The 16,935-nt window shown below is 54.7% G+C and carries 13 protein-coding genes; all 13 read right to left on the bottom strand.

All coding sequences use genetic code 11. The features are described from left to right. Positions 1-17: 17 nt before the first annotated feature. Positions 18-1,967 carry an ABC transporter ATP-binding protein/permease gene (locus ACHZBS_RS20225; protein ID WP_319408329.1) on the bottom strand — a complete coding sequence of 650 codons (1,950 nt, stop codon included), beginning with the start codon at positions 1,965-1,967 and terminating at the stop codon, positions 18-20. Positions 1,968-2,262: 295 nt separating this feature from the next. Further along, positions 2,263-2,562, bottom strand: coding sequence for a hypothetical protein (locus ACHZBS_RS20230; protein WP_319408330.1), 300 nt, complete (start codon positions 2,560-2,562; stop codon positions 2,263-2,265). A gap of 552 nt (positions 2,563-3,114) precedes the next feature. Continuing rightward, positions 3,115-3,768, bottom strand: coding sequence for a TrkA family potassium uptake protein (locus ACHZBS_RS20235; protein WP_319408331.1), 654 nt, complete (start codon positions 3,766-3,768; stop codon positions 3,115-3,117). A 4-nt stretch (positions 3,769-3,772) separates the two neighbouring features. Further along, a complete protein-coding gene (locus ACHZBS_RS20240; protein ID WP_319408332.1) occupies positions 3,773-5,158 on the bottom strand; it encodes a potassium transporter TrkG in 1,386 nt (461 codons plus the stop codon). A 9-nt stretch (positions 5,159-5,167) separates the two neighbouring features. Further along, positions 5,168-6,949 (bottom strand): SulP family inorganic anion transporter, encoded by a 1,782-nt coding sequence (locus ACHZBS_RS20245; RefSeq protein WP_319408333.1) that lies wholly within the window; start codon positions 6,947-6,949, stop codon positions 5,168-5,170. A gap of 45 nt (positions 6,950-6,994) precedes the next feature. Next, on the bottom strand, positions 6,995-7,801 hold the full coding sequence (locus ACHZBS_RS20250; RefSeq protein ID WP_319408334.1) for a cytidylate kinase-like family protein: 807 nt from the start codon (positions 7,799-7,801) through the stop codon (positions 6,995-6,997). Between the two features lie 718 nt (positions 7,802-8,519). Continuing rightward, complete coding sequence (locus ACHZBS_RS20255) at positions 8,520-8,933, bottom strand: response regulator (RefSeq protein WP_319408335.1); 414 nt, start codon at positions 8,931-8,933, stop codon at positions 8,520-8,522. Between the two features lie 69 nt (positions 8,934-9,002). Then, entirely contained in the window at positions 9,003-10,091 is a 1,089-nt protein-coding gene (locus ACHZBS_RS20260) for a sulfite exporter TauE/SafE family protein (protein WP_319408336.1), read from the bottom strand. 35 nt (positions 10,092-10,126) lie between these two features. Next, positions 10,127-11,650, bottom strand: coding sequence for a cytidylate kinase family protein (locus tag ACHZBS_RS20265; RefSeq protein WP_319408337.1), 1,524 nt, complete (start codon positions 11,648-11,650; stop codon positions 10,127-10,129). 18 nt (positions 11,651-11,668) lie between these two features. Beyond that, positions 11,669-12,079 (bottom strand): universal stress protein, encoded by a 411-nt coding sequence (locus tag ACHZBS_RS20270; protein WP_319408338.1) that lies wholly within the window; start codon positions 12,077-12,079, stop codon positions 11,669-11,671. 291 nt (positions 12,080-12,370) lie between these two features. Continuing rightward, positions 12,371-13,738 carry a sigma-54 dependent transcriptional regulator gene (locus ACHZBS_RS20275; protein ID WP_319408339.1) on the bottom strand — a complete coding sequence of 456 codons (1,368 nt, stop codon included), beginning with the start codon at positions 13,736-13,738 and terminating at the stop codon, positions 12,371-12,373. Continuing rightward, positions 13,722-15,146, bottom strand: coding sequence for an ATP-binding protein (locus tag ACHZBS_RS20280; RefSeq protein ID WP_319408340.1), 1,425 nt, complete (start codon positions 15,144-15,146; stop codon positions 13,722-13,724). The genes ACHZBS_RS20275 and ACHZBS_RS20280 overlap by 17 nt, the downstream gene beginning before the upstream one ends. Positions 15,147-15,371: 225 nt before the next feature. Further along, a complete protein-coding gene (locus tag ACHZBS_RS20285) occupies positions 15,372-16,859 on the bottom strand; it encodes a sigma-54 dependent transcriptional regulator (protein ID WP_319408341.1) in 1,488 nt (495 codons plus the stop codon). Positions 16,860-16,935 lie beyond the last annotated feature (76 nt).

Consider the following 16,935-nt stretch of genomic DNA (forward strand, 5'->3'; position numbering starts at 1 on the left):
CCACCGGTAAGCTGCGGTCAGGGCGCCGCGAGCGTTTTCCGGTATTGCCCGACGGGCAGTATGCGCCACCGATCCCCGCCCCGCAGTTCGAGTACGCAGTCGTGATAATCCAAAAGGGTTCTGCGATGACCCACGCTGATATAGTGGATTCCCAACGCCTTCAATGTGCCGTAAAGGTGAATCTCATTTTCCCGATCCAGGGCACTGGTGGCTTCGTCAAGTACGGCAAACCCGGGCCGGTTGATGAGCAGTCGGGCAAAGGCCAGGCGCTGCTGCTCGCCCAGTGAGAGGACATCGGCCCAATCCAGTTCGACCTCGAACCCGCCCATCCGATCCGCCAGGTCGTCGAGACGCACCGTTTCGAGCACGCGCTGCAATTCGGCTCCCGAAATATCCTGTTGAAGTCGCGGATAGCGAAGCTGATCCTTCAACGTGCCCAGCAGCATATACGGTTTCTGGGGCAAGAAAAAAATCCGATCCAGCGGCGGCCGCTGCACGATACCGCTGCCGCGGGTCCATAAGCCGGCGATAGCCCTGAGTAGCGAGCTTTTGCCGACGCCACTGCTGCCGACCACCACCAGATTGTCATGGCGATCCAGCGAAAAGGTCAGATTTTCGATCAAGCGGCGTGTGTTGTCCGGCGTCATCAGGGTCATCCGGTTGAGGGCGAAATGGTCAGCCTGCTCGCTTTGGATGCCTGCTGCTGCCGACCGGTCGGGGGAGACGGCATCGGAAAAGGTCGAAAGCCGCTGAATGCCTGCGGCGAAATTCGTGATCTCTTCTATCTGGGCAACGATGAGCGACAGGGCCGCATAAACCTGGGTAAAGGCGAAGTTGGCCTGCACCATGTCTCCGTATTCGATTTTGCCGCTGAAATAGAGAGAAAAGAGAACCAGAAAGGGCAGCACGACCGGCAGGTAGCTGTACGCGGTGGTAAAAAAGGACAGATTCCGCTGCCAGCCGATCAGCAGGCTGAAGTTTTTCAATACGCTGCGGAAACGTCCGCTGATATGGGCCACTTCGGGCCCCTCGCCCTGGTAGAAGGCGATCGATTCGGTATTGTCGCGCACATGCACCAGGGAGTAGCGGAAATCCGCCTCGTAACGCAGCTGGTTAAAGTTCAGCCGGATCAGACGCCGGCCGAACAGCGCCGTCAACAGGGTGCCGGCCACGGAATAGATCAGCACGACCATGACCAGCAACCTGGACTTGGACCAGAGAATACCCGTAAACGAGATCAGGTCCATCAGGGAACCCAATATAATGAGCAGAAACGCCAGCGACGTCCGGGTGAAGGACCGGATGTCTTCCATGATGCGTTGATCGGGATTGTCGATCAGACCGCTGGTTTCGATCTCGTAATAGTGGCGGTTCTTAAAATAGTATCCCAGAAACTCACCGGTCATCCATTCCCGCCAGCGCATGCCCAGATAACTCTGGAGGTAACTGTAGAAAGCGACGACGGGGATGCCGACCAGAAAGCCGCTGAAATAGACCGCCACATACAGGTAGGCCATTTCCTGATTCTTTTTCACCAGCGCGTTGGTAAAATAGTTTCCGATATAGCTGAAGGCCACATTGATGCCGGTTACGCAAAGGGACAGGAGCAGGACCAGGGCCAGCAGCAGCCAGGCCTGCCGGCGGGCTCTCAGGTGCCGGCTGAAGCCGGCAAAAACGATGGCCGGAACGGCCAGGGCGGCCGCAACCAGCAGCCCGCTCCTGGACTGGAAGATGCCCATTACCAGCGATGTCAGTCCCGATGCGATTTTGGCGGTGAGGGAAGGGGCAAAATGATTCCCGGCGATAATGATGCCGGCGACGAAAACAAAAAGCGCGCCGAAAAGGAAGATCATCAGCATGATCATCAGCAGCAGGGTGGACCAGCCGCCACCCGGAATAACGGGGAAGAAGTAGGGTTGCGCGATAGCGGCAAAACGCGTCCAGAGCGAAGACTTTGTCTGAGGCATTATCTGGTTTCCCTTCATGGATCAGTTATCCAAGGAACTATTAACCATTTTTTCCGCTTTGACAATCCGGCGGGACAACCGACCGGCACCGTCTTGGTTTTGGGGGGATGCGGATCCAACAGCATGCATCACAATCCATTCAGGGGGTTGTGAATCGCCGGGACGGGCGGGGTTTTCAGGAAAATGGAGTGAGGGGGACGAGGGGGAAAAAATCGATAAAAACGGCCGGTGCCTCGCGCATCAACGCTCGGAGACACCGGCCGCAGCCGTTCAATGGGTCAGGGTACAGGCACGATTAATCCTGAACTTCCTCGAAATGGGTGACAATGATGGAGCGGGCGGCATTTCCCTCCTTAGAGAGTGTGCCGGTGACTTTTACGGTTTTGCCGATCATGGTCGCCATATTCTGACCCAGAATCTTAAAGGTATGCCCGTCGTCTGTTTTGATCACGGCGGTGCCCTTGTTTCCCTGTTCAACTTTCCCCTGAATGGTCCCCTGGGTTGCTTTCTCCGCTGCCATGACACCGGTGCTGATTACCAGGCTGATTACCACAAACAGTGCCATTGCCAGTCTAAAGACATTTTTTTTCTTCATTTTCCAGACTCCTGAGCTTGACGGTTTATAAAATCCATCGAACAGGTTTTTTTCAGATGTCCTATCCGGTGGGATAGCGCTTATGATTCACTGAATGGATGATCATCGTAATTAAACAATAAATGTGCCAAAAAAATTATATATAAAAACAGATAGTTAAAAATTTGCCTGGTTTTTTAAGAACCTGGAGTTCCGCATTATTCAAACCCGCTGGCGTCTTTACGATTCTGTCATTGTCCGGATGGGTGATAACCTGCCGATATATCGAGCATTCAAGTCACAAGCAGGCATATCGTCAACAGCCTGGAAAAAGGAGTTCCCAGTTCCGCTTTTTTTACCAGCGGGTCTCGCACTTTCCGTTTTTAATGCTTTCCCACCTCAATCTCAATTTTTCCACGCGGGCGTAAATTTTTAATCCAGGATGAGACGGTCAGTCGATCATGACCTTAATGGAGGTTCATTGGTGTGAGGAAACCAGCGGGTTCTTCTTCGGGACGGCTTGTCGGCAGGCTGAAAGCCGCCATGAGGCTGTCCGAGAGAAATTCATCTGGATTACGCCTTCAGGCCGGCCAGCGCTTTGTCCGGTCCCAGCAGGACCAACACGTCACTGTCTTTGACGAGGAACCGGCCGGTGGGGATCATGACCACGTTTTCGGGAACCAGTTCCTTCACGGCAACCACCTGGATCCCGTGCTTGTTGATCAGATCGAGTTCCATCAGGGTTTTTCCAATAAACTCTCTCGGGGGAGCTAACTGGGCAATACTGTATCCCTCCATCAGCGGCAGGTAATCAAGTACGTTAGGGTTGTCGAGGCGCTGGGCCGCGGTCAGGGCGATATCCTTTTCGGGGAAATAGATTTCGTCGGCGCCGATTTTCTGGAGGATCCGGCCATGGGCCTCACTGACCGCCTTGGCCACCACCCGCTTGACCCCCATATCCTTGACGTTGAGGGTGGCCAGGATGGAGCTGTTGAGCACGGACCCGATACTGATCACCACCGCATCCATTTTTTCCAGCTCCAGTTCCCTGAGTGCCTGGGGATCGGTGGCGTCGGCAATGACCGCGCGGCTCACCTTATCCCGGATTTCCTGAACCTGCCGGGGGCTGATGTCGATGCCAAGCACCTCGTGGCCTTTCTGAAACAGGGCGGCAGCGAGATAGAATCCGAAATTTCCCAATCCGATCACAGCAAATTGTTTTTCCATAATTTCATCCGATCATGATGTTTTCTTCGGCAAACTGAAATCGGTTGATGCGCTCCCGACTTACGGCAAGGCCGATCACCATCGGACCCAGCCGGCCGATGAACATGAGCAGCACAATCGTGATGCGCCCGAATGGGGACAGGGTGCCGGTGATGCCGGTGGACAGACCGACGGTCCCGAAGGCGCTGATGGCTTCAAAAAACAGCTCCAGAAAACGCCCCCGGGTCTGGGTGTGGGAAAGGCCGCCCAATTCACTCATCATCAGTATCATGACGGCCAGGGTGATGGCTGCCGCGCTGATTATGACCACGCTGGTGGCCTTGGATATGCTGGACTCGGTCAGGGTGCGCCGAAACACCTGGGGACGGTTGAATCCTCTCAGCCGCGAGATGCCCAGCACCGCCAGGCCGGCTACGGTGGTGGTCTTCACGCCCCCGCCGCAGGAACCGGGACAGGCGCCGATGAACATGAGTATGCACAGCATGAACAGGGTCTCGTTGGCCATGATGCCCATGTCCAGGGTGTTGAAACCGGCGGTTCTGGCGCTGATCGACTGAAACAGGGCGGCCAGCAGACGTCCGGGAAAACTCAAGGGCGACAGGGCGTTGTTCCACTCCATGAACAGGATCGCCAGGGTTCCAAAAAGGATGAGAAAGGCGCTGGCGGACAGCGCCAGGCGGCTGTGCAGGCTCAGTCGCTTCAGGGTTGTTTTCCTGCCGAGAAATCTGTTTTTTACATCGGCAATGACCACGAAGCCGATGCCGCCGATGATGATCAGCAGGCTCAACACGCCATTGACGATCCAATCCTCCCGGAAGCCGACGAAGCTGTCCGCATAGAGGGAAAAACCGGCGTTGCAGAAGGCGCTGACGGCATGGAAAAGGGCCGGGTAGGCGGCTTGCTCCCAGCCCGCCGCCGGTGCCGTCCGCAGGTAGAGGCACAGCGCCCCGGCCGCCTCGATGGAAAAAGCGGTAACAAATATCGCCCTGAGCACCGAGGTCACCGTCTGTTTGCCCTCCCCGTAGGTGAAGGTGTCCTTGATGATGGCTTGGCCGGACAGGGTAGGGCGCCCTTTCATCATCATGAGCAGCAGGGTGGAAATGGTCAAAATCCCCAATCCGCCCACCTGGATCAGCAGCAGGATCACCAGCTGGCCGAAGAGGGTCAGCTGTCGGCCGATATCCATGACCGACAGGCCGGTAACGCAGCTGGCCGAGGTGGACATGAAAAGCGAATCCACCAATCCCATGGGTGACTCGACGGAAGATGCCGGCAGCATGAGCAGAGCCGTGCCCACGGCGATCAGCAGGGCGAAACCCAGGATCGATACGCGCGCCGGGGAACGAAGCAGTTGAGATGAGAGCCGGGAGATCACGGAAGCATTATTCATCAGGTGCGTTTATCCATTTTTCCGGCCCGGTTCCACCGGGCATTGCTTGAAAACCGGTTTGTCGCATTGCTGGCACCTCACCGTATCGACGTGGGGCAGAATTTCGGCGATGGCTTCTTTCTGGGTGACGAACAGGTGATCCCGGCCGATGGTTTCCAGATAGCCGCCCCGTTCAAGCACCCGGTTGGCATCGGGCTTGAATTCGCACAGGTACAGGTTCCCCCGCTGCGTGCGGCGCCGCTGGGCCTCGCGGGCAAGCATCTCGGCACCGGCAACATCGATGAAATTGATGCCGCATCCCACAATCAGTACATTGCGCTTGCGGGTCAACGTTCTGTCGATGTTGTACAGGTACTCGCCCACATGGTTGACGGCCCCGAAGAACAACGGGCCGTCGATGCGGATGATCTTCAGTTTCGGGCATTCGATGTCCGTTTCAACCAGCGGGGGGCCGGTGGTGTCCGGGTTCGGCGCCAGATTGGCGATGCGGGGGTGGGCGGTGCGGTTCAGGTAAAGGATCAGGGAGAGCAGGACACCCGCGTAAATGGCGAACTCCAGGTCCAGGAACAAGGTGGCCAGAAAGGTGGTCAGCAGCACAGCCGTTTCCCCGGTGCTGGTTTTCAGTATGGTGCGAATGTGATGCATGTCGATGAGATGGTAAGCTACCAGCAGAATGATTCCTCCCATGGCCGCGATGGGCAGATAGGCGGTCAGGGGGGCGATGAGCAGAAGCAGCAGGGCCAGGAACGCCGCTGAGAATACGGCTGAAAGGGGGGTGATGGCGCCGGCCTGATAATTGATGCCGGAGCGGGTGAAGGAGCCGGAACCGGCGTAGCTGGAGAAGAAACAGCCGATGATATTGGATAGTCCCTGGCCGATGAACTCCTGATTGCCGTCGATGGGCTGGCGGGATTTGGCGGCAATGGAACGGCCGATGGACAGGGCCTCGATCAGGCCGAGAAGGGCCACGGCCAGCGCTTTCGGAGCCAATCGACGGATCGTATCAAAGGAAAAATCCGGCAGGGAGGGCGGCGGAAGGGTGGCCGGCATCTGGCCGACGAGATGGATGCCGTGCTGGCTGCCGTCCATCAGCAGACAGACCAGACTGCCGATGATCATGGCAAAGAGCATCCCCGGCCAGCGGGGAATCACGATTCGGAACCATACCGCAAAGGCCAGCGTGACCATGGCCACGGCGAATACATAGGGGTTGATATGCTCCACTTCGTTGAGGATGCTCATCCAGACCTGCAGGAAAGAGTGGCCACGGGGCATATCGAGACCGAAGACATGTTTCATCTGGCTCGTGGCGATGAGGATGGCCGCTCCCGAGGTAAAACCGACGACCACGGAATGGGAGACGAAATTGACCAGCGTGCCCAGTCTGGCCAGGCCGAAGGCCAGCTGGTATACCCCCGCCATGAGGGTAAGGGTCAGGACGATACGAATATACTCGGCTGAACCGGGTTCGGCCAGGGGGCTGATGGACGTGAACACGATAATGGAAATCGCCGTAGTGGGGCCGGATATCAGGTGCAGGGATGATCCGAAAAGCGCCGCCACCACCGGGGTGACGATGGCGGTGTAGAGACCGTATTCCGGGGGCAGGCCGGCGATCATCGCAAAGGCCACCCCCTGGGGAAGAACGATGACGGCACCGGTGAGGCCAGCCAGAAGATCGGCCCGCAAGGTATCCCAGCCGATGAAATTCCACCAGCGGAGAAAGGGAAACAGCCTTCTCAGCCAGGATCTGCCATCGGAGGGTCGGGACTCCAGATTATACCGGTTCATGATGTTCACTCATCCCGCGGGTGGTTCCGGGTAGGCTGTCATGGTTCAGTCTTCCACCACAAACGGGACGATATTCACCTGGAGGGATTGGATCCCGTCCACCTTTTCCGCCAGCCGTTTGACCTTTGCCGTGATGATATTTTCATCCACCAGCGATCCCCGGACGCTCACGAACACTTCTCCATTACCCGCATCGGCCATCACCTTGGGGAATTCCTTGACCAGGGCCGCTTCGACACGGGCAGCCAGGGCGGCATCGTCGAGCCGTCTTCGGCTGTTCCCAGTGCTTTTGAAGCAGGGTTGGTCGAGGGCATGAAGAATGATGGAAACCGCATCATCCACGCTCATGTTACCGATGTGCAGGACCATGTCATACAGCAGAGGGTTCCAGGTGTCCTGGCCGAAAAGCTGCATCCCCCATTTGCGGCGCTCGGCGTCATCGTTGACCAGCACCATGCGCGCCTCGTCGGCAGAGATGTCTTCGCGTTTCATTTCTTCGCGCACCCGGTCCTCCAGGTCCCCACTGATTCTGATCTTGAGAACGTGAGAAATCCGCTGCAGAAAAAAATGGCCCGCCAGTCCGTGAAATACGACGTTGTCCCGTTGAAGGTGGGTGAGCAGCGCCGCACGAAAGAACGCCACGAAGCGCTCCTTGCCGGAGGTGAACCGATCCAGGATCGTCGGGGCATCGTGGATCGCCCGGACCAGCTTCAGTTCGGGAATATTGAAATGTTCGGATGCCTCGAGGATGATTTCCCGCGAGATGCACTCATAATTCAAGGCCCGGGCCAGCTTTTCGGCAACTTCCTTGCCCCGGCTGTAGGACCCCCGGGATATGGTGACAATGGACATGAGCGGCGTTTTCCTTCGGTAATACGGTAATCGTAAACGTCGGCACCGTTTTTCGGTAAGCTGAACGTCCGTCGATAATGTTGAGATCGTCCGGATCGTTCATTCGCTCCCGGCTTCCTGGCATGCGTCGGTTATAGCGCAAAGGATAGGGATCGTTCAACGGTCAATTTTTTCGAAACCGTCGAAAGCACCCGGTCGATGGCCCGGGAGAGATCATTGATCGGCCGGAAGTAACGAAGAGGGTGGTGATCAGGGAGGTTTCAAGGAATTCTTCTTCGATGATGAATTTCCGGGTCACGGGTAACCCATGCAGAATCACCAACGGGATGGTGATCACCGACAGCAGCAGAATTCAAGTGCCCCATGGCAAAAACGAGTGGCTCGTCCGCTATGACCGTGGGTGTCGATGAAAGATATGCCTGGCGACCCGGTCTAATTTATCGGCGTAATACATGCACCGATAGATGACCTTATTAACCAGGGACCGAACCGGTTTCTTTGGATTGGTGATGATCTCATTGTCTTCCATCTGTTTTAATATTTTTTCCATCGGACTTCTGTATATCTGCATTGCAAACCTTCCTTGGCGTTGGTGTCTCCGTTGCAGCCGGCCGAGCGGAAGGCGGGTGCGTCTGGGCCGGCTCACGTGAGTCACGCGATGGGTCGCCACAACGGTTCCGCTGACGTGAACATCCGATCCGCCCGGCAGTCTGAATCGTCAATGCACCACGGCAGCCGCAACCGAAGACTGGCTGTCGTTTTCGATTTCTTCAGCCGCTTTGGCGATCGTGGCGCGGATTTCTTTTATCTTGAAGGGCTTGGCAATGAAATCGAAGGCCCCCTTGGCAAGCGACTCCCGAGCCACTTCGATGGTTGCAAAGCCGGTTATCATGATGACCTTTGTCGACGTGGAATTTTTGGAAACGTGCTCCAGAATCTGAAGTCCATCCATACTGTCCATTCGGATGTCGGTCACAACGATATCAAACGGTTTTTCCGACAGGCGCATCAGGGCTTTTTCAGGCTCGACAAAAATCTCCACACCAAACCCGTCTTTTTGCAAAGCCGCCTTGAGCCGCTCGCCAACAATGGGCTCATCGTCCAGGATCAGAATTTCCAATTTCTTTTTCATGGTGCATCCTCCGTTGGGGCAACCGTTTTTTTCAGGATAGAGGCCAAATGGCAATGGATTCAAGAATTGTCACGTCGTTTCCGGAACCCGGTCTACCTGAAGCGTTTTGTGAATCTGGCGTCGCTGGTGATAGGCACGCATCACGAAAAAGAGAATCACCAGGCAGCCTGAAATTCCGCTGGCAAACAGGAAGAACTTGCTGGCCGCGTTGAAGTAGACGTCCCATGCAGGATCGAAGCCCAGGATATCCAGTTGACGCAGATAAATGGGAATGGCGATGATCCGGCTCAAGACGCAAAGCAGAATGATCAGGCTGGTTACGAGCCGTATCACCTTTTCGTTGACCACCTTGACACCGTAGACGCCCAGATAAATGCCCAGCAGGGAGCCGATATAAAGAAGCATGGTCAGCCGAATATCCACAAATCCCTGGTAGGCATAGCTCAGTGCGCCGTAAGCGCCCATGAACATGGCCAGGTACAGTTCCGTTCCCGCGGCGACAGCGGTCGGCACGCCGAAAACATAGATCATGGCCGGCACCCCGATAAAGCCCCCGACACCGATCGTTCCAGCCAGGTATCCGGTGGCGATCCCGACGATGAGAATGACCCAGAGGCTGACTTTGATATCGGCGACCTTGAAATAGATCACCGGCGGCAGGTTGAGTTTCGCGAGAAAATCCGCGATCTTCCGGGACGGGCCGGCCCCTCCATTCTCTTGGCCGGAGGACTTGATCAGGTCTCGAAGCATGGATAGGGCAACGACGGTCAGGATGGTGGCAAAGACCACGCTGATATACAAATTGGCCCCGGCGCCTTTGGACATGCCGTGTCCTGCGCCTCCTTTAAAGAGCATACTGGTGATCCAGACGGCAATCTGAATGCCGAGGATGGCGGTACCCAGGACGAAAACCGCCAGCTTTTTATCGACATTGCCGGCCTCGCTGTGTTTGTGCGATCCGACCATGGCCTTGCCGAATTTGTGAGTGATATTGCTGGCGACGGCCACCACGCCCTCAATGCCCAGGTTCATCATTCCGGGTGTCATGAAAAAAGCACCGCCGCTGCCGATAAAGCCGCTCAGCACGCCGCCGATAAAACCCAACAAAACCACCTGAAAGGCTGTCGACATACTGATATGCAGAAAGTGGACTATCATTTGACCTCCTCTAAAGACGTCGTAACGCCGGTATATTAATCAACGCCGACCAACTTGAGCAGCAGACCGGTGACCGTGCCGTAAAGATACGCAACTAAAGGAACAAACAGGACCACACAGATTGCTGAAATGACTTTGGCGCTCTGGTGTATCGGGCCACCCAGAAAATTCAGGATCACATCTTGGAACATAAATACCGCCGCATAGATACAAGCCGCAGCCAACGCAAACGTCACCAGTTTAACAGCTTGTCGGGGACCGAAGAAAAATCGCGATCGGATCTCGTCGCCGGTAACCACGGGGACCTTGAATCGTTCGCGAACATTGAGCGCCAGTTCCCGGACCTGCCGTTTGCGAGCTTCGTGCCCCTTGTCCAGGAAAATATCGCCCAATACCACCAGAGAGCAATTCGTGGCGTCCTTGACCGCCTCGATGATTTCTTCGCTGCCCCCGTAGATTGTTTTTCCACCGCCCGAACGTCCGATGGAAACCAGTTCTTCCATGACCTTGCCAAGGCCGCCATCGTTTCGGGGTGCTTCGGGGCCGTCATCTTCCACGCCCCCTGTATATGCGGCCGGCCCACTTCCCGCCGGCGGGTTTTTGACTTCATTCGCGGGTGCAGCCAAGCATTCGTCGCACGCCAATTCGGAAGACGGGGCGATTTGCAGCAATTCGACTGCCGCCCCCCAGCGCTGGGCGATCTGGGTAATGTGGTGAAAATTGTCGTCGACACCCTGGAAACGCTCCTGTACCCACAAGACATTGGTTTCGGCCATCGTGCACTGCACCTTGTTGCATCCCTCCAACTGCTCTAGGACGTCGATGATGGCATGGTCGATCCCTTTTTGACCCGGCATGTAGGTGACCGTAACCGTTCCGTCGACGGCCCTGACCCAAAAATTGGCTCGCCGCGTCCTATCATCGGTCGAAAGGCACAACTTGGCTTTTGCCGTCAGGTGATGATTTTCCATCGCTTTGCGGGTTTCCGTTGTCGTGCAATAGTCCGGAAGTGAGGCGATGCTGACCAGCAAATCGGACGCATGTGACAAGGAAATGGTCTGCAGATTGATGAAAAAATCGAAATGACCCGGATCCTTCCACTCTGCCCGATGAACATAATGCACCCATTTTTCAAAGTCCTCATCGATCTGGTCCAAATAGGTTGATACTTTCTCTCGCGGCAGGTTCAGGTCCGCTATCGCCTTCTCGATACGGGCCTCTTTCGGGGCCATCAGGCCGACACGCAACCGGTGCCGGACACCGGGAAGCAAAAGATGCCCGGCGCGACCTTCGTAGATGAGGTTGCCGTCCCGGGCTTTTTCGCAGATGGCGGCCGTGATATGAGCCAGATAAATGTCCTTTTCCCGGGCGAGCCGCTCGTTGTTGATCGGCTTTTTAATGATCGATGTTTCGATCCGCCCCAATTTGATGCCCTGGGCGTGTGCCTGGTCCGCCAATTCCCTGCGACTCAACGTCGGCCACCCCGTTTTCCGACCCAGATCTTCAGCCAATTTTTCTGCCGAGCAGTGCGGCAGGCTCGAAATCATGATAATCGGCATGCTGTAAATTCCTCCTTTCTACACAAAATGAGCTGTTCCTTTTTCTCTAACGGTAATGAGTTGTGCACCAATTTTCGGTCTCAGCCCTTGCATGGCATCTGCCATCAGTTTGTCGCCGGCTCCGAATACCAGCAGGTCGATGTTTTCCTCGGCGATCAATCCGGTGATTTCCTTTTCAAACCCATTCTGAGCAATATGGTAGGACACTGGCAGTCCCTGTTGGCATGCACTCTGCACCAGATCGCGCAAGGCCTCATGGACCCAGTTCTCAATATGCGAATTTGTGCGTTTTTCATTCAGATCGATCGCGAGAATGATCACTTTGGCCTGCATTCTTTCCGCCAGTGCCAGGGCATGATACACGCCATTCAGATCATTGCATCTGATATTGAAGGGGACCAAGATGTTTCTTTGGCTGGGCACGTTCATACCACTTTCGCGGCTCGGGTTTTTCTCGATAGCCGAATCAATAAGCGTGCCAGATTGATTAATCGAATATTTTCGACCAGTTAGAAATCAACCGACACTGAACGGGCGCAAATAAAGTTTCAAAATGAAACCGGCCAATTTGTATCCGATTTATTTTCGGTAAGTTATGTTTGGAATTGATCAAACAGACAAGGGTTTCAAAATGAACCGTTTCCCGACTGGCGGGCCTCCCGCGCCTCTATTGGCTGTGGCTGTCGGCTTTTTACTTAACCGAAACGGGCAAGTAGCCGTCTACACCAGGTGGTAACGTTTCATTTTGCGCCAGAGTGTGGTTCGTGGGATTTTCAGGATTTCGGCCGTCCGGGCCTTTTGAAAGTCAGTCTGCCGCAGGACCTGTAGGATGTGTTCTTTTTCTACCTCCTCGAGGGAGACCGGTCGGCTTTCCTCCATGCTGTCAATATCGAGGCGCTGCAGATCGGGCGGGAGATCTTTGGGGCGGATGATCTGATCGTCGCAAAGCGCGACCGTTCGTTCGATGATGTTTTGCAATTCCCTGACATTGCCTGGAAACGGATAGTGGGTGAGAATCTCGAGAGCGTCGTTGTCGACCCCTTCGATCGCTTTGCAGAAGCCTGAATTGTATCTTGAAAGAAAATGGCGGATCAGCAGGGGAATATCGTCTTTACGGGCGCGTAGCGGCGGCAGGGTAATCAACACTACGTTGAGCCGGTAGAAGAGATCCTCCCGGAATTTTTTAGCCGCCACCAGTTCCTTGAGGTCCTGGTTGGTGGCCGCAATCAGCCGCGTATCCACCGAGACCGGCCGAATGCCGCCGATCCGGTTCAACTTGCGTTCCTGCACAAACCGCAGGAGCTTGACCTGCATGGTGGCCGGCATCTCGCCGATCTCATCCAGAAAGATCGTGCCTTCGTGGGATGCCTCGATGAGACCGATTCTCGTGTCGACCGCCCCGGTAAAGGCGCCCTTTTCATGCCCGAAAAGCTCATTGGCGATCAACTCCTCTGTGAATCCCCCGCAATTGAAGGATACGAAGGGCCGATGGTTTCGCGGACTTAGTTCATGCACGATTCGGGCAACGATCTCCTTGCCGGTTCCGCTTTCTCCTTGAATCAGGACATTGCAGGTCAACGGCGCCACCTTGCGGATGAGTTTTTTAACGCCGCTGACGGCCCGGCTGTTACCGACCAGATCCATAAATGAATGGTTGGAAAAAAGCGCTTTTTTAAGGCTTTCCTTTTCTTTGACCAGGGCCACTTTTTCCAAGGCGCGAAAGACGAGCGATTTGATTTCGGCGGTCTTGAACGGTTTGGTAATGTAATGAAAAGCACCTTTCTTGATCGCGGCGATGGCCGTGTCGACGGCACCGTAGCCCGTCATGATGATTACTTCGCCATTCGGGTCTGTTTTCTTCACCTGGTTCAGGACATCGAGCCCACTCATGCCCGGCAGTCGCAGATCACACAAAACGACATCGAACGGTTCGGTTTGGTTTTTCTGGAGGAACGATTCGCCATCGGAAAAAACATCCACGTGGCAAGGTGCGTTCGCAAAATGGCGCTTGATCTCCCGGGCGGTAATGGCTTCGTCGTCCACCACGGCCAATCGGGGTTTGGCTTTTGGGTCAGTTCGTGTCGACATTTTTCTCCATCGGTAAAAAAATTGAGAAACAGGTACCTTCTCCCTGCGTGCTCTCGACTTCGATACGACCGTTATGCTTGTTGATGATATTGTAGGACACCGAAAGCCCCAGGCCGGTGCCTTCGCCCTCCTTCTTCGTCGAAAAAAACGGGTCGAAAAGCCGATCCAGATCCTCCGGCGGAATCCCTTTTCCGGTATCGCGGACATCGATTCGAACTTCCCGGGCAGCCGGGTTCGTGCTCATGACGACGTCTATCCGGCCATCGCTTCCCATGGCTTGGATGCTGTTGAGGAAGAGGTTCAAGAACACCTGTTGGATGCCGCCCTTGTCGACCCGCAATTCAGGCAGGGGCCCGCCTTCGATGGTCTGTGAATACTTGACGCGGTTCAACCGCATTTCATTGGTTACCAGATCGGCCGTTTTCCGAACGATATCGTCGAGCGCCACTTTTTCCGTCTTGGCATAGCGGTTGCGCGAGAATTCGAGAAGCTTTTTGACGATATCGCTGCTTCGTTCGGCCTGGTCCATCAGATCCTGATATAAGTTTGATCTTTCTTCGACGGAAAGGTCCTGGTCTTCTTCAACGAGCGATTCAACAATCAAGGATATATTGTTGATGGGATTGTTGAGTTCATGGGCAATGCCCGAGGTAAAGGTACCGATCGATGCCATTTTCCGCGACTGCAGCAGTTGATTCTCTCTCTTGTTGAGTTCTTCAACCATCTTGTTAAACGCCTCGATCAATCGCGATATTTCGTCATGCCGGTGGGGCCGGCACGTGACCGGTACGAACTCTTCGCTGGCGACCTTTTTTATCGCCTCTTCGACTACCCTCAACGGCCGCAGGATGCTGCTGCTGATGAGTTGGAAAATATAGACGAACAGGCCAAAGAAAAAAAAGAGCAGCAATGCAAAATAGGCGACATAACGTTGCAGCCGCACCTTGATCCGCTCTCGCTTGATGTTGATGAGATCTTCCGAAAAGGTGATGAGCTTCTTCCCGCTTTCCCTGATTTCATTCAGGTCGGGAAGTTGTTCCCCTTTTCTGACAATGGACATGTAGCGATTTAACAGTTTCTTGTACGCGCCCAGATCCCCCATGAACTGGCTGTACTTCTGATCGCCGGCAACGGTGATAATGTCAGCCGCGATCTGTTGAAAAGAGGCATCCACCTGGAGAAGGTAACGGCTGCATTGTTCCAGTGAAACGGCGTCCTGATAAAAAATCAGGTTCTTTTCGTAGCGCCGCAACTCCAGGACATCATCCAACAGGTCATCGAAGCTTTCGATGATCATGAGTTTCGCCTCGAGATAGCGCGTGTTCTGATAGGCAAGTAAGGCCAGGGCAACCACGAAAAATACACACAGGCAAAAAAGAATGATGACCTTGCTGCGGATGGTTTTCACTGCAAGGGCTCCTTAATTGAAGGAAAATCAAAGCCCGGGACTTCCGGGACGTGATCGAACGGATAGATCGACCGACAAAGGTATTGAACATGGTGGATCGGGCTTGGGACTGGCTATCGTGAAACGAATCGTCGAGCGCCACGACGGACCGTTAAGATGGAGAGCCAACCGGGGCATTGGACCCATGTTATTGTATACTTGCCTCTTGATCGAAAGGCAACCTCGTCATGAAACGGGCTGTTCTGCCTTGAGTTGTTTCAGCTTTCTCCACAAGGCGGCACGACTGATTCCCAAAACCTCCGATGTCTTGGATTTGTTACCGTGGTTGGCTTGGAGCACTTCAACGATGTAATGCTTTTCCAGCTCCGCCAGCGTTGAAAACCGCCTGGGTTCCAACGACCTGCTCGATGACGGGCTTTCGAGAAACCTTTCCGGCAGGTGTTTTCGCTCAATGGTGCTGCCGTCGGCCAGGATCACCGCCCGCTCGACGATATGCTCCAATTCACGTACGTTGCCCGGGAAATCGTATTCAACGAGGAGTTTCACGACCTCCGGAGAAATCGAATCGACGGGCTTTCCCAGTTCCTGACGGTATTTGTCGAAGAAATACCGAAACAGCGGATGAATGTCATCCTTGCGTTCACGCAGCGGCGGAATGGTCAGCTCGAACAGTTTCAGACGATCGTAGATGTTTTTTTTGAACGATCCCGCTTTCACCCGTTTTGCCAGGTCTGTGTCGGTGGCAACAAGGATGCGGATATCAAGGCCTGTTTCCGTTGGGTTGCCGGATCGTTGACCGTCGGCCATATCAAGGATGCTCTGCAGCTGATCCTGCATATTGAGAGGCATTTCTTCAACCTGGTCGAAAAGGAGCGTACCCACCTGGTCGCTGCTGAAAATACCGTCGTGAGTTCGGATGGCCTCGGACAGATTTCCGCTTTGGTAACCCAGCAGCTGCCCGGCGAGCTGCTCGCTGCCGAAATTCGCACAATTGATGGCCAGAAAACGATGCGTTCGGCGCATACTCCCTGCGTGAATGGCTCTGGCCGCCAGTTCCTTGCCGGTGCCCGGTTCTCCACGAAGCGTGACCCTGCAGTCCAATGACGCCGCGCGTTCAATGTTTTTGCGTAACTCTTGCATGGCCGGTGTTTCGCCGACAATGCGCAGCCGGTCCATGTCGCCGGATCGATTCGGACCGGTTGAACGTCTTTCGACCCGATCGCCGGTGTTGAAAAGCTCCCGATGAGGGTGGATTTCGATCTCATTGGCCGGGTAGGTGCCGGGCAGCTCCATACCACCGACCGGGGCGCGGGGCGAGTCCGCTGGAGGACGGATGACCACCATATTGCCATCAGTGTTCAGTTTTCTTATAAAATGCCAGAAGTCCCCCATCTCCTCTTTTTCGAAATAGAGGGTGTTGAGCGATTCGGTGGCTTGCTTGATCTTGTCATTTCCATGACCGGTGAGCAGGATGGTTTTTAAGTCGGGTTTAATTTCCTTGAGTTTGGTGATCGTCACCAGTCCATCCATATCGGGCATTTTCAGGTCGACGATGGCCAGGTCTATTAAATTTTTCATGGCAATATCGATTGCCGCCATGCCATTGGTTGCCGTGAACGGTACGAATCCTATTACTTTCATACGCTGAGCAATGGATTGAAGCAGTTTTTCTTCATCATCGACCAGGAGGACGCGTTTTGCATTTTCGGTCATGTTTTTATTTCCTCCCGTCAGGGTCAAGCCTATTTGTTTCATTTACTGAAATGGACTAACAAAGTGTTTACAAATT

The sequence above is a fragment of the uncultured Desulfosarcina sp. genome (assembly GCF_963664155.2).
Lineage (GTDB): Bacteria > Desulfobacterota > Desulfobacteria > Desulfobacterales > Desulfosarcinaceae > Desulfosarcina.